Source organism: Pedobacter terrae, assembly GCF_036946585.1.
In the GTDB taxonomy this organism is placed as follows: Bacteria; Bacteroidota; Bacteroidia; order Sphingobacteriales; family Sphingobacteriaceae; genus Pedobacter; species Pedobacter terrae_C.
In genome coordinates this window covers 1-21,183 of record NZ_JAQIIV010000023.1, presented here as the reverse complement: position 1 = coordinate 21,183, position 21,183 = coordinate 1, and the positions used below count along the sequence as shown (strand labels likewise).

Annotated in this window: 20 protein-coding genes; 10 read left to right on the top strand and 10 right to left on the bottom strand. The window is 37.7% G+C overall.

Annotated elements, in window-relative coordinates; translation table 11 throughout:
* Positions 1 to 129: 129 nt before the first annotated feature.
* Genes PGN18_RS20455 through PGN18_RS20445 form a run of 3 tightly spaced genes read right to left on the bottom strand, consistent with a single transcriptional unit; the run spans position 130 to position 1,494 of the window.
* Entirely contained in the window at positions 130 to 864 is a 735-nt protein-coding gene (locus PGN18_RS20455) for a DNA-formamidopyrimidine glycosylase family protein (RefSeq protein WP_335321433.1), read from the bottom strand.
* A gap of 1 nt (position 865) precedes the next feature.
* A complete protein-coding gene (locus PGN18_RS20450; RefSeq protein ID WP_335321432.1) occupies positions 866 to 1,069 on the bottom strand; it encodes a KTSC domain-containing protein in 204 nt (67 codons plus the stop codon).
* A gap of 44 nt (positions 1,070 to 1,113) precedes the next feature.
* Positions 1,114 to 1,494, bottom strand: a complete 381-nt coding sequence (locus tag PGN18_RS20445) for a hypothetical protein (RefSeq protein WP_335321431.1) — start codon at positions 1,492 to 1,494, stop codon at positions 1,114 to 1,116.
* 113 nt (positions 1,495 to 1,607) lie between these two features.
* Between PGN18_RS20445 and PGN18_RS20440 the strand changes: the two genes are divergently transcribed.
* From PGN18_RS20440 to PGN18_RS20425, 4 genes are all read left to right on the top strand, one after another.
* Positions 1,608 to 1,796: a hypothetical protein gene (locus PGN18_RS20440; protein WP_090496593.1), complete on the top strand. Its 189-nt coding sequence runs from the start codon at positions 1,608 to 1,610 to the stop codon at positions 1,794 to 1,796.
* A 470-nt stretch (positions 1,797 to 2,266) separates the two neighbouring features.
* The gene (locus tag PGN18_RS20435; protein ID WP_442955367.1) at positions 2,267 to 3,079 is read left to right on the top strand and encodes a HipA family kinase; all 813 of its coding nucleotides are present in this window, start codon (positions 2,267 to 2,269) and stop codon (positions 3,077 to 3,079) included.
* A complete protein-coding gene (locus PGN18_RS20430) occupies positions 3,057 to 3,440 on the top strand; it encodes a DUF3037 domain-containing protein (protein ID WP_335321430.1) in 384 nt (127 codons plus the stop codon). Before PGN18_RS20435 ends, PGN18_RS20430 begins: the two co-directional genes overlap by 23 nt.
* A gap of 61 nt (positions 3,441 to 3,501) precedes the next feature.
* Positions 3,502 to 5,415 carry an AAA domain-containing protein gene (locus tag PGN18_RS20425; RefSeq protein ID WP_335321429.1) on the top strand — a complete coding sequence of 638 codons (1,914 nt, stop codon included), beginning with the start codon at positions 3,502 to 3,504 and terminating at the stop codon, positions 5,413 to 5,415.
* A gap of 1 nt (position 5,416) precedes the next feature.
* Here the strand turns inward: PGN18_RS20425 and PGN18_RS20420 are convergent, their stop codons facing one another.
* Complete coding sequence (locus PGN18_RS20420; RefSeq protein WP_335321428.1) at positions 5,417 to 7,270, bottom strand: DNA topoisomerase 3; 1,854 nt, start codon at positions 7,268 to 7,270, stop codon at positions 5,417 to 5,419.
* Between the two features lie 200 nt (positions 7,271 to 7,470).
* Between PGN18_RS20420 and PGN18_RS20415 the strand changes: the two genes are divergently transcribed.
* The gene (locus tag PGN18_RS20415; RefSeq protein WP_335321427.1) at positions 7,471 to 7,923 is read left to right on the top strand and encodes a hypothetical protein; all 453 of its coding nucleotides are present in this window, start codon (positions 7,471 to 7,473) and stop codon (positions 7,921 to 7,923) included.
* Here PGN18_RS20415 and PGN18_RS20410 read toward each other — a convergent pair.
* Positions 7,920 to 8,705 carry a murein L,D-transpeptidase catalytic domain family protein gene (locus PGN18_RS20410; RefSeq protein WP_335321426.1) on the bottom strand — a complete coding sequence of 262 codons (786 nt, stop codon included), beginning with the start codon at positions 8,703 to 8,705 and terminating at the stop codon, positions 7,920 to 7,922. The genes PGN18_RS20415 and PGN18_RS20410 overlap by 4 nt on opposite strands.
* Positions 8,706 to 9,100: 395 nt before the next feature.
* Here PGN18_RS20410 and PGN18_RS20405 point away from each other — a divergent pair, with 395 nt between their 5' ends.
* Positions 9,101 to 9,223, top strand: coding sequence for a hypothetical protein (locus PGN18_RS20405; RefSeq protein WP_335321425.1), 123 nt, complete (start codon positions 9,101 to 9,103; stop codon positions 9,221 to 9,223).
* Here PGN18_RS20405 and PGN18_RS20400 read toward each other — a convergent pair.
* Both PGN18_RS20400 and PGN18_RS20395 read right to left on the bottom strand, forming a co-directional pair.
* Complete coding sequence (locus PGN18_RS20400; protein WP_335321424.1) at positions 9,207 to 11,114, bottom strand: DUF3857 domain-containing transglutaminase family protein; 1,908 nt, start codon at positions 11,112 to 11,114, stop codon at positions 9,207 to 9,209. The two genes, PGN18_RS20405 and PGN18_RS20400, sit on opposite strands and share 17 nt — an antisense overlap.
* The gene (locus PGN18_RS20395; RefSeq protein WP_335321423.1) at positions 11,115 to 13,088 is read right to left on the bottom strand and encodes a DUF3857 domain-containing protein; all 1,974 of its coding nucleotides are present in this window, start codon (positions 13,086 to 13,088) and stop codon (positions 11,115 to 11,117) included.
* A gap of 184 nt (positions 13,089 to 13,272) precedes the next feature.
* Between PGN18_RS20395 and PGN18_RS20390 the strand changes: the two genes are divergently transcribed.
* Both PGN18_RS20390 and PGN18_RS20385 read left to right on the top strand, forming a co-directional pair.
* A complete protein-coding gene (locus PGN18_RS20390; RefSeq protein WP_335321422.1) occupies positions 13,273 to 14,226 on the top strand; it encodes an exonuclease domain-containing protein in 954 nt (317 codons plus the stop codon).
* Positions 14,227 to 14,302: 76 nt separating this feature from the next.
* Positions 14,303 to 16,162, top strand: coding sequence for a M1 family metallopeptidase (locus tag PGN18_RS20385; RefSeq protein WP_335321421.1), 1,860 nt, complete (start codon positions 14,303 to 14,305; stop codon positions 16,160 to 16,162).
* A 126-nt stretch (positions 16,163 to 16,288) separates the two neighbouring features.
* Here the strand turns inward: PGN18_RS20385 and PGN18_RS22460 are convergent, their stop codons facing one another.
* A complete protein-coding gene (locus tag PGN18_RS22460; RefSeq protein ID WP_442955368.1) occupies positions 16,289 to 16,636 on the bottom strand; it encodes a type II toxin-antitoxin system VapC family toxin in 348 nt (115 codons plus the stop codon).
* A 270-nt stretch (positions 16,637 to 16,906) separates the two neighbouring features.
* On the bottom strand, positions 16,907 to 17,839 hold the full coding sequence (gene queG / locus PGN18_RS20380) for a tRNA epoxyqueuosine(34) reductase QueG (RefSeq protein ID WP_335321420.1): 933 nt from the start codon (positions 17,837 to 17,839) through the stop codon (positions 16,907 to 16,909).
* 136 nt (positions 17,840 to 17,975) lie between these two features.
* Between queG and PGN18_RS20375 the strand changes: the two genes are divergently transcribed.
* A complete protein-coding gene (locus PGN18_RS20375; RefSeq protein ID WP_335321419.1) occupies positions 17,976 to 18,182 on the top strand; it encodes a hypothetical protein in 207 nt (68 codons plus the stop codon).
* Positions 18,183 to 18,260: 78 nt separating this feature from the next.
* Here PGN18_RS20375 and PGN18_RS20370 read toward each other — a convergent pair whose 3' ends face one another.
* On the bottom strand, positions 18,261 to 19,769 hold the full coding sequence (locus PGN18_RS20370; protein WP_335321418.1) for a bifunctional GNAT family N-acetyltransferase/carbon-nitrogen hydrolase family protein: 1,509 nt from the start codon (positions 19,767 to 19,769) through the stop codon (positions 18,261 to 18,263).
* Positions 19,770 to 19,990: 221 nt separating this feature from the next.
* On the opposite strand from PGN18_RS20370, the gene gatB reads away from it, so the two are divergent.
* Positions 19,991 to 21,183 (top strand): Asp-tRNA(Asn)/Glu-tRNA(Gln) amidotransferase subunit GatB (gatB, locus tag PGN18_RS20365; RefSeq protein WP_335321417.1); only part of this gene is annotated, 1,193 nt, incomplete at its 3' end.

Below are 21,183 nucleotides of genomic sequence, written 5' to 3'. Positions count from 1 at the left end.
TAAAGCATTTCTTTTACTTTAAGATTATAGTTTGTTGTTTGGGTAATTTGCTTTGATAAGCTAAGCTATTATCTTTTAATGATTTACGGATGATCAGGGAAAAATTGACTTGTTATACATTTTGGTTCATTAAAAAAGAATCTGGCAATTTTCGCAAAAGTAAGTCTGACGATGCGTTTTGCCCAGCTCTTTTTTGAGTACTTGGTGTTTAAGGGGGCATGTTTGCTGGTTATAGATCTCCCAATGTTTACTTAGCATATTTTCCTTTTTCCATTTTAAAAAATCAAAGCTGTAATTCCTGGCCTCGTTAACCAATGCCTTTAATTTTGCAGGTGATAAATTTTCAATTTTAGCTAAGGGATGTATGCGGGTACGATATAAGACTTCATTTTTAATAATGTTGCCCACTCCGCTAAAAATTTGCTGATCAAGCAACACATCACATACCAGCGCCTGTGGTTTTTCTTTAAGCTTTTTAATAGCTACATGGCTATCCCATTCATCAGCCATCACATCGTTTTCCCAGGAATAATGTTCGCTAACGTTTCCTTCCAGGAGGTCAGCTTTGCAAGTATAGAAGTTCAATTCATCTTGTTTAAAAACAAGCCCCAGTTTTAGAGGCGTTTTTTTGCGCGCATTGATGAGATAGCTGCCAAATAGCATAAAATGGATACGGACGGTGAAATCATGAAAGCAGATTAGAAAATGTTTTCCCCAGCTTTTAAAATCCGCAACTTTTTGATGAAGTAACCTATCCTTATCCAGATTTTTTACATTACCTGTCACTTCTAATACTTCAGGTTTGCCCAAATGGAGTTCCTTAATTAAATCTTTTAATATTACAATTGATGGACCTTCGGGCATATTATTCTTCTTCTATTTTTTGAAACTTAAATTTATCTTTAATGTGGTTGTTAAAATACCGGCCTTTAGATCCTGATGCTTTGAACATTTTATAAATCTTTTCGGGGACGTTTTTGTACAGATAAACCATATTGGTTACAAAAATGATTTTTAATGTTTTTGTAACTTCATCATAACTGAAATATTTGATTACTGATGATGGCATAAAAGCAGGTTATCATTTTAAAACAGCAACCATAACAATCGGTTTCAATCATTCTTGAGTGCTGATTCTTCTTTCTGAACTTTGATTTTTTCTTTTTTTAAATCGATACGGATAATGTTATACAAACTCATGTAAACATTGGCCACCCATACGACTGAAAAAAAAGCAATGATATAGCCGCGCCAGTCTGGATAAATTAAAGTAAACCTGGTCATAAAAAGCAAGATCAAAGTTACATAGTGGCTAAAACAATATTCACAGGTAAATACATAAAAAAACTTCCTTTTTACCAGTTTGTCGCAGTTTTTCGAACGGTCTACACAAAATTCACGTGCCTCTCTGAAGATCTCTTCCTTGGTAACCGTCCAGGCAATGCAGGCTACAGGTAAAGCCATAAAAAATAAGTGGTAAAGGTGTGTTTCCATAGTAATTAAATGAAGATATAGATACAACCTTAATCCCTCGAAAATGTTTATTTAAGCAGTAAACATTTTTAATTGCATGTATGTTAATTAAAATATAACTAATTCATAATGTTATGGAAAGATCAGAAATTATATCTCTACTTGAGGTAATCAATCAACAGGTGAGTTCCTCGGTTTTGGGTGGAATGGAAGAAGAATATGAGGAGTTAGAAAGCATGGGCCTGATTAAAATTAACCGCGAATCAGTACAATGGTCGGCGGCTATAACTCCTGCAGGCATTGCTTATTTAGGGCACGATTAAATGTAAAAAGATCTCATCCTTTGAATTATTTATTTTATGGAAATAAATAACCCGGCGGTACATCAAAGTAAATCATCATCGCGAGAGGGCTCTTTCAGCCGACTAAGCCTGCCGGCAACAGGCTGGCAATCTTTATAGAAAAGACTGCAAACACAAAAGAGTGCTTTATAGGTGCTCCTCGCAATGAAGACATTGCCGAGGTATTGTCGGCAATAGTGCGGATAATTACAAGTAGATAGTTAATAAGTAAGCATATTGTGTTTTTAAAGAAACAATCCTTTTCTTCGAAACGAATGAAAAATGTTATCGGACCTCGTTGCTTACTTTATTCGTTCCTATTGATTTCAAAAAGACCAATCAGGCTTGATCACTAGATTTCGTTCGAATCTTTACGACCAAACTTTGACCAATTTATTATTGGAATTCTGCTAAATTTGCAGCAAGTGTAGAATTGTGCCTAAACAAAATAAATGGCTACTCTATCTTCAAATATGAACGATTTACAACTTAGAACGGTAAATGTAATCAGATACGTTACGCCTTTGCGCGAAGGTGGCTCTATGCCGGCCATTGCAGAGGCTGATGATAATTTTTTATATGTACTGAAATTTAGAGGAGCAGGACAGGGCGCCCGCGCTTTAATTGCCGAATTAATTGGTGGCGAGATTGCCCGCTACCTTGGTTTACGCGTACCTGAGTTGGTTTTCGCCAATTTGGATGAAGCTTTTGGAAGGACAGAGCCCGACGAAGAAATTCAGGATCTGCTAAAAGCCAGTGTAGGTTTAAATTTGGCGTTACACTATTTATCAGGCGCAATTACATTTGATCCGACCGTAACTACTGTAGATGCTAAACTCGCTTCGCAAATTGTATGGCTGGATTGTTTTTTAACCAATATGGACCGTACCTGCCGTAATACCAATATGTTGCTATGGCATAAAGAACTTTGGTTAATCGACCATGGCGCTGCATTGTATTTTCATCATTCCTGGCAAAATTGGGAAGAACAGGCAATTAAGCCTTTCATTTTAGTAAAAGACCATGTATTGTTGCCATGGGCCTCCGAATTGGAAAGCGTAAATGAAGAGTTTAGTAAATTACTTGATCCTGAAAAGATAGGAGCTGTAATTAACCTTATTCCTGATGATTGGTTGGAAGGTGAAACAAACTTTGAGAGCAAAACAGCACATCGCGAAGCCTATAAACATTTCCTTACAACTAGGTTAGCGCATTCAACTATATTTTTAAAAGAAGCACAGCATGCAAGGGAAATTCTTATTTGAGTATGCCGTGATTCGCGTAATGCCCAGGGTAGAGCGTGAAGAATTTATTAATGTGGGCATTATTTTGTTTTGTGCCAAGCAAAAGTTTTTAAAAAGTATTTTTGCCCTGGATGAGAAAAGAATAAAGGCTTTTTCTGCAGCAGTAGATTTAGAAGAGCTAAAAGAAAACTTATGTGCTTTTGAAAGAATAAGTACAGCTGCAGTAGGATCGGGGCCGATTGGTCAATATGACCAGGCTTCCCGTTTTAGGTGGCTTACAGCAACCAGAAGTACAGTAGTGCAATGCTCAAAAGTGCATCCTGGCTTTTGTGATGATGCGGAAGAGACTTTGTTGAGGTTACACCAACAGCTCGTTTTATAATAAGCAGTTTGTAATTAGCAGTTTTCAGTTATCAAACAATACCACAATTAATCACCAAACTTTGCCAAAAGAATATTTTAAAAAGCTTCAGGATTTGCTCGATACCGAGCGGAACGAAGATTTACAATCATACTTAAAACTTACTGAAAACACTTCGGCTGCCGATAGGAGGGCTTTGGGCTTAACCTGGTACCCTATTGCGATTAGAAATACTGAAATAGGCCGTGGCGATTATTTAACATTAGAGCTGGAAAGGACAACCCACCAGGATTTTTCTCATCAGTTCCGATTTGGTGCTGCCGTGGTATTATTTTCCAATCACGATGCCAAGGAAGATCGGCTGGAAGGGATCATCAATCATCAAAGTGGTAACAGGATGAAAATCAGTTTCCGTGTTGATGAGCTGCCAGATTGGACAAGAGATGGCAAACTTGGTGTAGATTTGCTTTTTGATAATAACAGTTACGACGAGATGCAGCATGCACTAAAGCAAGCCGCAAACTTAGCCGAAAATGAATCAGAAAATAAATTGATCCGTATTTTAACAGGGGGAGAAAAACCTTCCTTTCGTAGTGTGGAGAAATTTATTATTCCCAACACGTTAAATGATTCACAGCAATTGGCGGTTAATAAAATTATCGCGGCAGACCAGCTGGCTGTAGTTCATGGGCCGCCAGGTACCGGAAAAACGACTACATTGGTGCATGCTATAAAGTCATTGATCAAACATAGCGACCAAAAAATGCTGGTGGTAGCACCAAGTAATACCGCTGTTGATTTACTCACCGAGAAGTTAGTTGCCGAAGGATTAAAAGTAATCCGTGTGGGCAACCCTGCAAGAGTTTCTGAAAAACTAATGTCAGCTACGCTTGATCATCAAATGGCCGATCATCCGGAGATGAAAACCATTAGAGCTTTAAAAAAACAGGCCAATGAGTATAAAAATATGGCCCATAAATATAAGCGGAGTTTTGGTAAAGCCGAGCGCGAACAACGCAAGGCCTTATTTGATGAAGCACATAAAATCGGAAAAGAAGTAGAAAAAACGGAACAGTATATCATGGATAATCTTTTTTTCAAAGCACAGATTATCACTGCCACCTTGGTAGGGGCTAACCATTATACCGTACGGAATTTAAAGTATAATACTATTGTAATTGATGAAGCGGGTCAGGCTTTAGAGCCAGCTTGCTGGATACCGATTTTAAAGGCACAGAAAGTAATATTGGCTGGCGACCACCTCCAACTATCGCCAACCATAAAATCAAATGAGGCAGCCAAAAATGGTTTAAGTAATACTTTATTGGAAAAAGCAGTAAATCTTCATCCAGAATCAGTTGTGTTGTTAAATGAACAGTATAGGATGAACACAGCTATAATGGGTTATTCTTCTCAGGTATTTTATAAAAATGCTTTAAAGGCTCATCGGTCTGTTGCAGATCGTTTATTATTTACTGGCGATGAACCGATCCAGTTTATTGATACGGCAGGCTGCAGTTACGATGAAAAATTAGACGGAACCAGCACCACCAATCCAGATGAAGCTGCATTTTTGATTAAACATTTAACACATTTGGTAGCCGGTTTATTAATTCAAAACTCTACCGGAGGCTTTCCATCTATTGCTATTGTTTCTCCCTATAAGCAACAGGTTCAGCTATTAAATACCTTGCTTCAGGAAAATGAAATTTTGATTCCATATTGCGATAAAATTGCGGTAAATACCATTGATAGTTTTCAGGGGCAGGAACGGGATGTGGTTTATATCAGTCTGACCAGAAGTAATGGTGATGGAAGCATCGGCTTTTTATCGGATACGAGAAGAATGAATGTAGCAATGACCAGGGCCAGGAAAAAGCTGGTGGTTATTGGCGATAGCGCTACATTATCAAAATCTGATTTTTATGCGGATTTTATCCGATATACAGAAGAACTGAATGCCTACCACAGCGCCTGGGAATTTATGGATTTATAATCTAAACCTTTTCCAGTTTCTTTTCTTCTTCGAGTTTGCCCGATATACTTGCACCAGCAATTAATAATTCGTGCGTAATGGTTTTGGTGTATTCCGTGATTTCAGATTTAAAATCTTTTACTGATGAACCGGAACGGATTTCTTCCAGTCTTTTTTCCCATTGTCCCGTAAGTTCAGCTTGTGCAATCTGTTTATCCTTCACCACTTCGTAAACAGCCAAGCCTTTATTGGTAGGCACAAGATTCCTTTTTTCCCTTGTAATATATTCTCTGATAATTAAGGTTTCGATAATGGATGCACGTGTTGCCGGTGTGCCCAAACCACTATCTTTCATGGCATAACGTAATTCCTCGTCTTCAATCTCCTTACCGCACGTTTCCAATGCTTTTAATAAAGAAGCTTCGTTATACATGGGCTTAGGCTTGGTTTGTTTTTCTAAAAGAGATTTTTCCGTGATTGGCAACTGCTCTCCAACAACCACTTTTGGTAATGCTGCATTGTCTTCGTCCTTTTTGTCATCTTCAGGGTCGTTAAAAACAGCACGCCAGCCTGCAGAACGGATTACTGTTCCATTGGCTACAAAAGTAACACCTGATTGAATGGTTATTTTGGTTAATTCCTTAATGCATTCCTGGTGAAATGCCTCCATCATCCGTCCAACAACCATATCGTATACAGCTTGTTTATCCGGACTCAATCCATAAGCTTGTTCACCTGTCGGTAAAACTGCATGGTGATCAGTCACTTTTTTAGCATTGACACTCCGTTTATTTAAAGCAATGGTTTGCAAAAACTGCGCTTGCTTCCCAAATTCGGTATGCTGGGTGAATTTTGCAATCAGATCTGGAACCTCGGCAAAAACATCATCGCCAATATAACGCGATCCGGTACGTGGATAGGAAACCAATTTGCTTTCGTACAGGTTTTGTAAAATATTAAGTGTCTGATCGGCGGTATATCCCTTTTTCTTATTGGCTTCCTGCTGCAAACTGCTTAGATCGTGCAATAGCGGAGGTGGTTCTTTTCTTGGTTTGGCTTCTACAGCCGTAATGTTTCCACCTGCTGGAAAGCCAGAGGCTACATCTTCCACAAGCGCAAATAACTTTTCTACTTCTTCCTTTTCCTTATAATTCGAGGTTGATATTGCTTTAAAAACCTGTTCATCTTTAGCCAGCAAAATGCTGATCTGGTAATAGGTTTGGGGAACGAAATTTTTAATTTCTAAAAAACGAGCGCAGATCATCGCAAGGGTTGGTGTTTGTACCCTTCCTAATGAAAGGACCGTTCTGTTACCGGCTGAAATACTCAATGCCTGTGTAGCATTCATGCCCACCAGCCAATCAGACTCTGAGCGGCAATGGGCAGAATTAAATAAAGTATCGTAATCTGTTCCGGGTCTTAAATTTCTGAATCCGTCTTTTATAGCTTCATCGGTTTGTGAAGAAATCCAAAGGCGTTTGAATGGTTTTTTACATTTCAGGTAATAATAAATGTACCTGAAAATTAATTCGCCCTCGCGTCCCGCATCCGTTGCCACAATGATTTCGCTTGCTTCATCAAAAAGTTTTTTTATGGTGTCTAATTGCTTGCGTACTGCCGGATCTTCTACAAATCCATCTTTTGTTTTAATCTTCCTGACGGCAAGCTTAAACTTTTGTGGAAGCATCGGTAAATGTTGCTTCCTCCAGCCAATAAAACCGTAATCCTGAGGAGGAGCCAATTGTAATAAATGCCCGAATGCCCAGGTAAAAGAATATCCTTTACCTTCAATGTATCCATCTTTTCTGGTGGTTGCTCCAAAAACTTTAGCAAGTTCACGACCAACAGAAGGCTTTTCTGCAATTACAATCTTCATGAATGGGCTTATCTTTTCAACGCCAAAGATGATTAAAATTTTAGCAACCGCTTAAAAAAATTACTCACAATGCCTTCTAATACGCCTTTTGGTAAACAATTATCTGATAAATTTGTCCATCGTTTATATCGGCAGTTTTTATATCGGGTTGATTAACAAATTAATATTAGCTCCATCTAATCCCTGCAATATTTTTATTAATGGATAAAATTTACGAACTGAAAGGAAATAAAATTAACGTTGTGCTTGAGCCAAAGTTGGTTCGTGTGTATAGTAATGCACAACTCTGGGCATATCTCGAGGGAAAAGCAGCTGTTAGGTCACAACGGTTTGAACTTTTGGTCAACACAATTAAGGCCGATTATGAACAACATTTTGGAAAGTCGCTTGCTATTTCCAATGCCTCGCTAATCGTTGAAATTCTGGTACATGTATATTGTGATTATCTGGGTTTACATTTCAACCGTATGGTAAAAATCAAATGGGTTCAGGCGATCGTTAAAAAACTACTCAAGCGCGCCGAGGTTATAGATTGCGGCGAGAAATCAGTTGATAGCAATCGTTGGGTATGGGATTTGCTTGCAGGAAGCCAATCACTTTTCATCAGTATTTTACCCCAAAAACTAAACGCGAACTATATTAAACACCATTAATCCATATTGGAGGCGAAAACTTGTTGTTGGTTTAAAGCCACACTTGCTGCCAGGGTTTCATTTAAAAAAGAGGAATAATATAATTGATCTGAATTATTGATAAAAAGCACCGTTCGGTCTGAAATGGTGTTGATGACATGATCCGCCAATTTAGCCGAAACCGCAGGACAACCCTGGCTTCTGCCTAATCTTCCCAATTCATCTATACTTTTCTGGCTCACGTAATTTGCACCATGTACCACAATTGATCTTTCTCTCGCGTTGTTGTTAAAACCCTGGTCCATGCCATCCAATTTAAGCGAACGACCATGTTTGCCATAATATATTTCGCCAGTTAAATAAAATCCCAAACTGCTCTGGTTTGAGTTGATGTTATTCGAAAATGTTGATGGTTTATCGCCACCACTATTCTGCCCGTGTGCCACCCATGTATTTAAAATTAACTTTTTACGGGCCAGGTCAATAATGTATAGTCGCTTTTTAGTGCTTTCCTGGTCAAAATCAGCAATGGTTAAAATCGATTTGGTATGTAAAAGGCCAGAGTATTTCATGTTATAAAAACCAGTTAAAGCCTTTTCGAAAACCTGTTCCGTCAGTCCTGCAGAATCTAAATGAATATCATGGTATATGTTGCTGATGAATTTGCTGTATAAACTGTCTGCCGCTATATTTTTAATGGCATCTTTTTGCGAGCGTGGGCGATCCATCGCTTTCCAACTTGTTCCGACAATGCTCATACCCGTTAAAAAAAACGTAGCAATGCCCAGGACGTATTTCTTCATTTAGTTTGGTTTAGTTTAATATTGCTTTGTTTAAACGGTGGTGATGTTTAAATATTGCATATATTTAGTTGTAGTCCTAAAAATACATGATGTTTTGCTAAAAACTTGCTTAAAGTTCGTTATATAGCTTTTAGGAATGTAAAAATTATTTTATTTCTAAGCAGATTTTTTTGTGATAATGATATGCAAACTCGTCACCCTGAATTTATTTTAGGGTATTTCATGCTAAAACATGCTTGCAATATAGTAGCTAAAAAGTAATTGAAAGCGCTGTATTTACCTGTAAAACAAATCCGATAACCATCGAATCAGCATAACGAAATACACATAAATTAGGCGCTCCTAACGTACGAATTCAGGTTATTTGCCTATTTTTGTTGAATAAAGTAAATAGAATGCCAAACGACGAAAACGACTATTCTTTTTGGACCAAATATAAGAAATTTGCCACTACAGAAATTTTGATGTACCTGATTATGATTATCGGTATTGGACTTGGAATTATTTTTTTAAGCTAATGGCCAATTTTAAGTAATCGGCAGCATTTACGTCGTTTATAAATTTCGAAAATTCAGCATATTGCGCTGCAGGAAATGTTCCATCGTTCAACACAAATTTTCGATAATAGGTCAATTTGTTTCCCGTCACACTTGCACTGCAGGTATAATCGCCAAATACACTTTTGAAGCTTTTATTTTGGCCAACAATTAATTCTGAATTTACATGATCAGGCAGCGTGTAGATAATGGTGTCTTCATCGGTATAACCCCGGTTGATATAAACAGGTAATGTTCGGTTTTTTATTTCAGGGATGGATCGTTTTGAGTTAAAGACATTAAGCTGCAAAAACATCTTATTCCCGTTCACCGGCGCGTAGTTCTTGATATTGACGGTTATATCTTCGATGAGTTTGGGGTTGATATCTTTCTTTTGAGTGAATAACACATTTTCGAAATCGATATTGTCAATATTATAGGTTTCCTTTAACAACTTGTGCTGCTCTGTTATGGGTTTATCAATCAAAGCTGCCTGGTTTTCATATTGCGAGCCTGCATAAATAGTATTCATCTTGCCAGATACACTTCCATCTGGTTGAATCTTTAATTCAACCTTACGTATCTGCAGGTTTTCAGCCGTGGTTAGTTTTGGCGTATGCAATAATTTTCCACCATCTTCAGTGCAAGCTAGTACAAGCCTATCATCCGTAAAATCGCTTAAAAAACCAAATGGAATTTTTTGGCTGGTGCATTCCAGCCAGGTGGTATCACCCTGTAATGGCATACACAAGATAATATGATTGCCCTGATCCATACTGGCATATGTGGGATCCATACTTTTCTTCTCTGAACCTGCAGATACAACGCAATAATATGAAGCTATATTTGCAGCCTGAAGTAAACTTTGCATGTAATTGACTAAAGCTTTGCAATCGCCATAACCCAGCCGGTCTACTTCACTTGCAGCAATGGGTTGAAAACCGCCAATACCTATCTGTACGCTGATGTACCTTGTTTTATCTTGTAAATACTGATAAATTTTACGTGCTTTATCCTTATCTGTTTTTTCGTTTTTTACGAGATCTTTAATCATCTCTTTCGTAGCAGGAGGCAGGGCTTTGCGTTCAGCTAATAAGTCGTCATAAATCCACTGGCCAAGCTCCATCCAATTGGTATAGGCGCCTTTATGATTATAATAGTAAAACGTTTGTGGCGCAATCTGGATATTGGTGGTGTAAGTTTCGCGTGCCGGACTATAAGGTTCAGGTCTTACAGCCAGCATATTATTTACCCTCCAAATTGTTTTTTTCTGCTTTTCATCAGCTATAATTTCTGGTGTCCCGTTATAATTTTGAGTTTTAATTCTTGTCTGGTCTGCTGGCTTGCAGATAAAAGTATAACTGCTTTTTTCTACTGACACGTCATCAGCCGGTTTAGGCGTCCAGTCGGGAATAATTAAGTTTTGTTTATTTCTGACCTCATAATTGTAAACCAGCGTATAAGGATATTCATTTATTGAAGGTAAATAATGTTTAACGCGGCTATCTACAAAAAGAGAGAATCCATCTGCGGCGCTCATGTCTGAAAAATCATTTTGAGAAAATTTATGGGTTAGTTTGCCTACACCATTGTAAACTTCTCCTTTGATGCTTTTAATTGAAATGTTTTTATCGTAGAAGAGCACTAACCGGGCTTCATCTTCGCCATTTTGATTAAAAACGGTGATGGCCTTTTTTACATTCAGCATCACGTTATCAGGGGAACGCATGTCGACAGTTGTTTCTTCATTACGGATACAGGCATTGGCACGGTTACGGAGGTTTGATGGAATTAGGTCAACATCATAGTTATCTTGCGCAAAGCTTGAAACTGATCCTAAAAACAGGCAAACAATAATATATAGGAACCTCATTTAATTAGCCTTTTTGAATAAAAACTCTGTTTTTTGATTCTGGATGATTTTACTGTAGAACTCCTTTAGGTAAAGGTATTCTTCTGGTTGATAAATAGCATTGTTAAACTGTAAAATCTGGCTCATTGAAATGGTATTGTCATCCAGAGCGGTCTGCAGTAAATACTTCCCACCTGCATTTGGTAAAGCAATGGCCATATCTTTTGGTTTTTCAAGCAGTTGGTATTTTTCTGGTAAGAGTACGTTAATGGTGACACGCTCATCGGATGCTGCACCTAAATCAACCGGGTAGTTGCGTTCGTTTAAATTAAATGGGTTTTTAGAGGTCATATTGATGAAAAACGGACTAAAATAAAACTGTTCTTTATTTCCGCCATCATTTATGGTAAATTCTACTTCATATTTTTCTACTAACGAATTTTCAACGCTATCCAGATTTGAAATTTGATGATCCAATATTTTTATTCTGGTCAAGCGCTCATCAAGTTTTTCCACATATTCATCAGGAGAATTGTGTCGAAGTATTTCTTTTCGTTTTCCATATGCTGCATAGCCCATTGTATAAGTGGTTAAAGTACCGATAATTTTTCCATCAGTAGTCATTTTCCCTTCCATGATGTAGCTGGTGGTTGCCCTCTGACTTGCAATTAAATCGATCCAATAAGATGGTTTTTTCAAATTGATTACCCTTCCCTGGTCGTTTATGCATCTTAAGGGGAGCAAACCAAAAGGCAATAATGGTTCTGTCGCATCCAATAAATAACTTTTATCTGCAATATTTACCTTGGCGATAAGATAATTGAACTCGCTCATCACCGGATAAAGTTTGTTTACCGTTCCATTATCCCGTGTAGAAAGGATTACGGCTTCGGCATCCAAGCCCGCAGCAGAAAGCGCCGCAATTAAACTCAGGTTTACATCAGCCACATTGCCCGATCTATTATCCAATGCTTTTTTGATATTATCTTCTGAATACTTCCCATAGTAATTGTTCCACTTGATCTGCTTTTTGATATAATTATAAATGGCTTTGGCTTTATCTAGGTCAGTCGAACTTCCTTTTGTAATTTCTGGAATAAGATCTTTAAAAACATCTTTTCTTTTCATCTGGCTACCCAGTGTTTTATACGATGACAGCTCATAGTCAATATCTCTCCAGGTTTTGGTATAAGACGTCTTACCACCGTTTAAATTCTGAACATCAGAAAGCTCGAAATAGATGGCCGACTTAAAGTTACTGGGCGCGGTCATGTTATCTTCCTCAATAAATGCAGGAATATTTTTCATCGTATAATTGATTTTAGAACAGTCAATAGGTACGCCTGATAACCTTAAACATTCTTTGCTCAGTTCAGCTTTTTGATCCGTCAATTTTTGGAAGCCACGTAGCGACACGTTGTAGTTGTAAATTCCTGGAATATAAACCAAGTATTGGCTAATGACCTTTGGAATGTCACTTTGAAACTCCCATGTTCTGAAATTAAATAGGTTGGGAGATCTTAGCTTATAACTATATTCAATGATAGCGCCTTCTTTCAGGTTTGGAAGGGTAAATTTGGTTAGTTTAGTATATTTTGACCTGTTTTCAGTGAAAACAGCCTTTTTATCCATGATGGTTTCTATAAAATTGTTACCAATGTAATTAAAAGTAGAAGCTTTTATCTCACTGATCGTTTCCTCGCGGGATTCATCTTTATAGGTTGGAATTACAATGTTTGCTTCTTTAAATCCATCTTTATTGTAGATTTTGATTTTAACATGGTGTTCAAAAACCATCTCAAAGCTGCCTGTAACATCATCTTGTTGGATTGCTGCAGTGCCAAATTCTTTTAAAACAATGGCATTGGCATTACTGTCTAATTTTTTCCTGTCGAATTCGTAATCATCGTAGGTAATCGAACCGAAGGTAAAGTTTTGAGCCTGAGTGTTTAGTGATAGGAGAAATAGGGGTAATAGCAAGAATAGTTTGTTCATTTGAGCGTGTTTAACCTGGCGCAAGTTAATGTTACTAACCAATATTCTGAAATAATTTGACAATTAAATTCGTAAATTAATAAAGCTGTTTTACAGAACTAATGAAACCTTTTTAGCACTTTTGAAAAAAAGAATTTTGACATTCCGATTCAAATCTAATGTCGCCAATCTCACATCTTAAGAAATGAAATTAAATTTAAAGCGCCCTTTAGCATTTTTTGATTTAGAAGCTACTGGAGTTAATGTTGGAGCTGACAGAATCGTTGAAATAGCGATTTTAAAAGCCATGCCAGATGGTTCTGAAATTGTTAAAACCTGGCGCGTTAACCCAGAAATGCCAATTCCTTTGCAAACTTCATTGATACATGGTATCTATGATGAAGATATTGCTGACAAGCCTACCTTTAAGTTGCTCGCTGCAGAAATTGCTGAATTTATTGGTGATAGCGACCTGGCTGGATACAATTCTAACAAATTTGATATTCCTATGCTCTTAGAAGAATTTTTAAGAGCAGATATAGATTTCGACATGAGCAACCGTAAGTTTGTTGATGTGCAGAATATTTTCCACCAAATGGAACAACGTACGTTAAAGGCAGCCTATAAATTCTATTGTCAGGAAGATTTGGTGAATGCACATGCTGCCGAAGCCGATGTGATTGCCACCTACAAGGTTTTACTTGGCCAGCTGGAAATGTACAAAGAAACTGAGTTTGAGAATAAACAAGGTGTAAGATGCATTCCTGTGGTAAACGATGTAGATGCATTGCATATTTTTACCAATATCAATAAACCTGTAGACTTTGCTGGTCGATTAGTTTTTAATGATAAAGATGAGGTATGTTTTAATTTTGGAAAGCACAAAGGCAAAACCACTGCGCAGGTATTTTCGGTAGAACCTAGTTATTATGCCTGGATGAAAAATGGCGATTTTCCATTGTATACAAAGAAAAAGTTAGACGAGGAGTGGGCAAAGTTTAGTGCAAAGAAAAATGAAAATAAACCAGCGCGACCTCAGCATAATGCGCCTGCAAATAAACCTCAATATCAGCAAAAACCTCAGCCAAAGCCCGAAAAACCCGCTCAACCAATCAATTCGGATATGTTAGAGCAGTTGAAAATGAAGTTTGGTAAGTAGGTATAATGGTTAACTGTTTAAACTGTTTAATTGGTATTAAACGCTATGCGCCATGCGCTTAGCCCTAAGCTCAAAAATGAAATCTATACAAATATTTAGCCTGTTATTTTGTGCAACAATTTATGCAAGTGCACAAACTAATTTACCGATTGAACCGGTTTTTCAGAAGGCCTATCAGCAGGAAACCAGAAATACAACTGGTAAGCCAGGTAAGCATTACTGGCAAAATACCTCCAAATACGATTTGAATGTAAATTTTAATCCCGCCAATAGGTTGTTGAAGGGGAAAGTTCAGGTAACGTACACCAATAACAGCCCGGATACGCTAAAAGAAATCTGGTTTAAGCTATACCCAAATCTATATAAAAAGGGAACGCCAAGAAAATCAAAACTGGCAGCTTCTGATCTTGGTGATGGCGTGGCGATAGCAAAGATGGTAGCGAATGGAAAATCAATTACTGACTTTAAAATTGATGGAACAAATATGACTGTTGATGTTCCTGCGCTTGTACCGGGAAAAAGCATTAATTTTTCTATTGACTACAGTTATACTTTAAATAAAGGATCGCATGTACGTACAGGTCAAGTAGATGAAGGTTCATATTTTATAGCTTACTTTTTTCCACGCATTGCAGTTTATGATGATATTGATGGCTGGAATAAATTTCCATATACAGGTGCTGAAGAATTTTATAATGACTTTGATCAGTTTAATGCTTCTATCACAGTGCCGGGAACTTATGGTGTATGGGCAACCGGCGATCTGAAAAATCCTTCAGAAGTTTTCCAGAAAGATGTTGTTTCAAGGATCTTAACTGCAGAAAAAAGTGATGCAGTAGTAGATGTGATTACCGATAAGGATTTAGCAGATAAAAAAGTGACTAAACCAAATGCCTTTAATACCTTTAAGTTCGAAGCCAAAAATGTAACCGATTTTGTGTTTGCTTTGAGTGAACATTATTTATGGAAATCGAGCAGTTTGGTAGTTGATCCTAAAACAAAAAGAAGAACCCGTGTAGATGCGGTTTTTAACCCGAAGCATAAAGATTATTATGAGGTGATAGATTTTGCGCGTAAAACGGTGGAAGCCATGAGTTATACTTTTCCGAAATGGCCTTTCCCTTATAACCATGAAACGATATTTGATGGCTTAGACCAGATGGAATATCCAATGATGGTAAATGATAATCCGGTAGACAATAGAGTTGATGCCATTACCTTAACGGATCACGAAATCTTTCATACCATGTTTCCTTTTTATATGGGAATTAATGAGACCAAGTATGGTTGGATGGACGAAGGTTGGGCAACTATTGGCGAGTGGTTAATTTCACCAATGATTGATTCTACCATCGTAGATGAATATGGTGTGCAGCCTACCGCTTCGTCTTCTGGTGGGAAAGATGATACGCCTATAATGACTTTAACGCCTGATTTGAAAGGATCTGGATCATTTACGAATTCTTATCCAAAACCAGGTTTGGCTTATTTGTATGTGAAGGATTATCTGGGTGATGAACTGTTCACAAAGGCTTTACACACTTATATTCAAAACTGGAATGGCAAACACCCTATGCCTTACGATTTCTTTAATAGCATGAATACTGGTAGTAGGAAAAATTTAAACTGGTTTTGGAAAGCCTGGTTTTTTGAAGATGGTGTGACTGATATGGCCATTAAAGCAGTAGATAAAACTTCAGTTGGATATACGGTAAGTGTTGAAAATAAAAGCATCAAGCCATTGCCAATCGATTTAACACTAATCTTTGACGATGGCAGCACAGAAAAAAATCACAGTACGATTGGCATATGGGAAAAAGGCGACCGATTGGTAAAGATTGAAGTAAAGACTGCCAAAAAACTTGCTAAGGTAGTGATGGGAAATCCGCATACGCCAGATAAGGTTAAAAGTGATAATAGTTTTTCGGTTAAATAGGTTACTATTGAGAAACCCAGGTTTTTTTAATCTGCTTAGTTTAGCTTGACATGTCTAATTTGGCCGGCGATCGTCATCCTGAACTTCCGCCCGGCCGGTCGGACGGGTGTTTCAGGATCTGTTAAGTTAATGCTTAATAAGTGATACCTTGTAGGCTGGAAAAAAAATGTCGTTGCTGACCATGTTCAGCTTTTCAATAATTGACTGAGATATCATTCTCCTATCAAAAGGATCATTGGGAAAATGTTCTAACTTTGAAAGTTGAATGAGATGATTAATTGTTATTGGCAGTATATCAAATCCACTTTTTTCGATTACATTGAATATTTCTTCAATGGTTGAATGCAGATTTAATCTGCCAGGCGCATATTTACTAGACAATTCCCGATAGCAAGCTATACTAACAAAACAGTTACTAGTTGGCTCTTCGATAAGGTTTTTGATTTTTTTTGAAAGTTTATCATCGTTGGTGATAAATCAAATTACAATATGAGTATCCAATAACAGATTCATTAGACGTAATCTTCGAAACCTTCAATAGGATCGTTGAAGTTATTTCTTAGGCTGATTAAACCTTTTCCTAACCCGGCTGTTCGTTTAATTTTTTTATCAAATGATTTATCTTTGACCATCAAAGAATTGATATAATCAGATACCCTTTTTTTAATTCTGTAGGCAAGTCTGCCAATTTTGTATATAATTGAATATCAGTCATAGTATCAAATATAATAAAGATTTATAATATTAAGGTTTCAAAAAATCAATATTTCTTTTCAAGCCAGCAAACTTGGTCCGCTTAACTGCTGAACCTTTAAAAACCTTTTTGAAAACATCATCTGTAATTTCCATCAGGTCTTTTGCATTTAAATCCAGTAATCCATTCTCGGGTTTAAAGGCTTCTTCATGGTGGGCTTTAGCAAAACGGTTCCATGGGCAAACCTCCTGGCAAATATCACAGCCAAACATCCAATTGCTCATTTTATCTTTAAATTCATTGGGGATCTCATTTTTGAGCTCAATGGTGAGATAAGAAATACATTTCGAACCATCTACAACCTGTGGCGCAATAATGGCATCAGTAGGGCAGGCATCCAGGCAGCGGGTGCAGCTTCCACAATAATCGGCCTGGTAAGGATGATCATAGTCCAATTCAAGGTCAACTATCAATTCTGCCAGAAAGAAAAATGAACCATCCGTTTTGCTAATCAGGTTAGAATTTTTACCAATCCAACCAATTCCCGATTTTTTAGCCCAGGCACGGTCTAAAACCGGAGCAGAATCTACAAATGCCCTTCCGGAAACTTCACCGATATTTTCTTCAATAAAATAGGTGAGTTCTTTTAATTTCTCTTTGATTACCGTATGATAATCCTGTCCGTAAGCGTATTTAGAAATTTTAGGCGCGTTTGGATCCGACTGTTTTTCTTCCGTGTAATAGTTTAATGATAAGGAAATTACCGATTTAGCACCATCAACCAGTAATCTGGGATCAAGGCGTTTGTCGAAATAATTTTCCATATATTTCATTTCACCGTGTCGGTTCTGATTGAGCCAGTTTTCCAGTCTCGGTGCCTCTTCTTCAAGAAATTCGGCTTTGGCAATACCACAGGATAGGAAGCCCAAACGAAAGGCTTCTTCTTTAATCAATTGGCTATATTTTGCTTTATTATTGTACACCGATTTGCAAAGATAAGGCTTAGGATTTAAAACATTTTCAATAATCACTTGTTCTACATGCAGAAACTAAATTAATTAATTATGGTTCATCCTTATGTGGTAAGACCGGAAAAGGAGAGCTTTTAGTAAATCAGCTATGGAAAATATAGATCCACAACATACGGAATCAGGAGCAGCTCCGAAACCGATAGAAAAAGATTACGAAAATCACAAAGAAGATCCGGGACCAGCAAAACCAGCGGTTACCGAAAAAGACGAAAACGGAGGTGGCCAGGCGTTAAAATGGGTGATACCTATCGCGGTAATTATTGGCCTGATTATATGGTTTGTGATGAGAAAATAATTAGCTTTAGATTAAAAACAGAAATGCCGGTACATTAATTTGACCGGCATTTCTTATAATATTTGTTATGATGCAATTTTACTTTAAAAGTTTTACCTGGTAAAGGTCTTTTCTCCTGTCTTTTAACACTTTTACCGTACCATAATGATGTAGTTCGTCGAGCAAATGCAGGTCTACATCTACAACCAGTACCATTTCGGTATTTGGCGTTGCTTCTGCTTTGATGGCATTGGTTGGAAAGGCAAAATCAGATGGGGTAAAAACTGCTGATTGGGCAAATTGGATATCCATATTATTTACCTTAGGCAAATTACCTACACAGCCTGCAATGGCCACGTAACATTCGTTTTCTATTGCCCTGGCCTGTGCGCAATGGCGAACGCGCGTATAACCATTCTGGGTATCAGTTAGAAATGGCACAAATAAAATCTGCATACCTTGTTCAGCATAAATGCGGCTTAACTCTGGGAACTCTACGTCATAACAGATCAAAATCCCCACTTTGCCACAGTCGGTATCAAAAACCTGCACTTTATCGCCGCCAATCATACCGTAATACTTTTGCTCATTCGGGGTAATATGAATTTTCCTATATTCATCTATTTTACCTGTGCGGTGGCAAAGATAAGTGGCATTGTATAGTTTACCATCCTCAATAAGCGGCATGCTGCCTGTAATGATATTGGTGTTGTAGCTCAATGAATATTCGTGCATTTTCTGCACAATCTCATCCGTTTTTTCGGCAAGCTTGCGCATGGCCTCAATTTCAGGTAAGTGATTGTATGGTTGAAGCAGGGGCGTGTTAAATAGTTCAGGGAACATCACGAAATCTGATTTGTAACCGCTCAAAGCATCGACAAAAAATTCTACCTGTTCGTAAAAAGCTTCCATATTGGGAAACAAACGCATTTCCCATTGCACCAAACCTAAACGAATAGTCATTGCAGAGCGGGCTGAAGCATCAACACCCTGATAATAAATATTATTCCATTCAATTAGGGTTGCATATTCTTTCGATTCTTTATCACCGGGCAAATAATTCTTTAATACTTTTCTAACGTGAAAATCGTTGGAAATCTGAAAAGTAAGTGTCGGATCATAAATTTCCTTTGACTTTACTTTATCTATATATTGCCTCGGACTTAACTGTTGCGCATATTGATGATAACCGGGAATTCGTCCGCCGGCAATAATGCTTTTAAGGTTAAGGCTTTCACAGAGCTCTTTTCTGGCCTCATATAGTCTTCGTCCTAAACGTAGACCTCTGAATTCCGGATGCACAAAAATTTCGATGCCATATAACGTATCTCCATTTGGATCATGCGTGGTAAAAGAATAATCACCAGTGATCAGTTTATAGGTATGCCGATCTCCATATTCATCATAGTTTACAATAATAGCCAATGAACAGGCCACCACTTTATCATCAACCGCGATACAGAGCTGACCTTCAGGGAAAATATTTATAAGTTTTGCGATGCTGGATTTTGGCCAGATGGAACCTCCCATGCTGTCGTAGGCCTGTAACATTGATTCCTTAAGATCTGCGTAATCTTCAAGCGTTAGTTTACGTAATACAATATTCATATGGGTTGATTTGTATTTAATGAACACAAAAAGGGCTTAAATGTTCACATTGATTTTGTTTTTAAGAGTGCCCCGGGAAGAATTTATGAAAAATTCTCCATCACGCCTTTTTAAGTAAAGACTAAATAATAACTATATTTGACATATAATATTAAACCATAGATTATACTACACGCTGTAAAACCTTTGGTTAATGAAACTTATATATTAAGAAGCTTTAAATGCCTTTACAAGAAACAAGCCCCCAAACTGCTTTCGAACTCGTTTCCGGATTAGAAATCCACGTTCAGTTAAATACCAATACCAAAATATTTTCTACTGATAGTGCATCTTTCGGGGCTTCACCTAATCAAAATATATCTACGGTTTCGTTGGCATTACCTGGGGCTTTACCCAAGTTAAACAAAGAAGTGGTGGCAAAAGCTGTTCGTATTGGTTTAGCGCTAAACTGTACCATCAATCAGATCAACTATTTTGATAGAAAAAACTATTTCTACGCCGATTTGCCTAAGGGTTATCAGATTACACAGGATAATCAACCTATCTGTGTAAATGGCTTTTTAGAACTTGAATTGGCTGATGGTTCCAAGAAGAAAGTGGGAATCAATCGCATTCACCTCGAAGAAGACGCTGGAAAAAGTATTCACGATCAGGATGATAACTACTCTTTGGTAGATTTGAACCGCGCCGGTGTGCCGCTAATTGAGATTGTTACCGAACCTGATATCCGCAGTTCGGAAGAAGCTTCCGTTTTGTTAAGTGAAATCAGAAAACTTGTAAGGCATTTAAATGTAAGTGACGGCAATATGGAGGAGGGTAGTTTACGTTGCGATGCCAATATCTCGATACGTCCGAAAGGTAGCAGTGAATTTGGAACACGTTGTGAAGTCAAAAACCTAAACTCGATGCGTAACGTGCGGAGGGCAATGGATTTTGAGTTTGGCCGCCAGATAGAAGTGATCAGTAATGGTGGAAAAATTATTCAGAGTACTTTAAACTTTGATGCCGATAAGGGGACTACTGCTCCGATGCGTACCAAAGAGGAAGCCAATGATTACCGCTATTTTTCAGATCCCGATCTGCAGCCCATTTATATTTCTGACGATTGGCTGGCCGAAATTAAATCTTTAATGCCGCCATTACCAAATGAAATTTCACAACAGATGATTGCCGATTTTGGGATCAGCAAAGCTGATGCAGCACTTTTTGCCGAAGATTTAGGTTTGTTAAACTATTTTAATAAGGCCCAATCAACTGTTCAACATAAGAAAAGTTTAATTAATTGGTTAATTGGACCAGTCAGGGCGGTTATAAATGAAAAAGGGATTACAATATCCGATTTCAAAGTAGAGCCTGCTCAACTGGCGGAAGTGATTAACCTGGTTGACGATAAAAAGATCACCCAGCAGATTGC

Coding starts and splice junctions, on each gene's coding strand:
- PGN18_RS20455 (WP_335321433.1), bottom strand. CDS start 864: ATGCCCGAAGGTCCATCAATTGTAATATTAAAAGATTTAATTAAGGAA.
- PGN18_RS20450 (WP_335321432.1), bottom strand. CDS start 1,069: ATGCCATCATCAGTAATCAAATATTTCAGTTATGATGAAGTTACAAAA.
- PGN18_RS20445 (WP_335321431.1), bottom strand. CDS start 1,494: ATGGAAACACACCTTTACCACTTATTTTTTATGGCTTTACCTGTAGCC.
- PGN18_RS20440 (WP_090496593.1), top strand. CDS start 1,608: ATGGAAAGATCAGAAATTATATCTCTACTTGAGGTAATCAATCAACAG.
- PGN18_RS20435 (WP_442955367.1), top strand. CDS start 2,267: ATGGCTACTCTATCTTCAAATATGAACGATTTACAACTTAGAACGGTA.
- PGN18_RS20430 (WP_335321430.1), top strand. CDS start 3,057: ATGCAAGGGAAATTCTTATTTGAGTATGCCGTGATTCGCGTAATGCCC.
- PGN18_RS20420 (WP_335321428.1), bottom strand. CDS start 7,270: ATGAAGATTGTAATTGCAGAAAAGCCTTCTGTTGGTCGTGAACTTGCT.
- PGN18_RS20415 (WP_335321427.1), top strand. CDS start 7,471: ATGGATAAAATTTACGAACTGAAAGGAAATAAAATTAACGTTGTGCTT.
- PGN18_RS20410 (WP_335321426.1), bottom strand. CDS start 8,705: ATGAAGAAATACGTCCTGGGCATTGCTACGTTTTTTTTAACGGGTATG.
- PGN18_RS20405 (WP_335321425.1), top strand. CDS start 9,101: ATGCCAAACGACGAAAACGACTATTCTTTTTGGACCAAATATAAGAAA.
- PGN18_RS20400 (WP_335321424.1), bottom strand. CDS start 11,114: ATGAGGTTCCTATATATTATTGTTTGCCTGTTTTTAGGATCAGTTTCA.
- PGN18_RS20395 (WP_335321423.1), bottom strand. CDS start 13,088: ATGAACAAACTATTCTTGCTATTACCCCTATTTCTCCTATCACTAAAC.
- PGN18_RS20390 (WP_335321422.1), top strand. CDS start 13,273: ATGAAATTAAATTTAAAGCGCCCTTTAGCATTTTTTGATTTAGAAGCT.
- PGN18_RS20385 (WP_335321421.1), top strand. CDS start 14,303: ATGAAATCTATACAAATATTTAGCCTGTTATTTTGTGCAACAATTTAT.
- PGN18_RS20375 (WP_335321419.1), top strand. CDS start 17,976: ATGGAAAATATAGATCCACAACATACGGAATCAGGAGCAGCTCCGAAA.
- PGN18_RS20370 (WP_335321418.1), bottom strand. CDS start 19,769: ATGAATATTGTATTACGTAAACTAACGCTTGAAGATTACGCAGATCTT.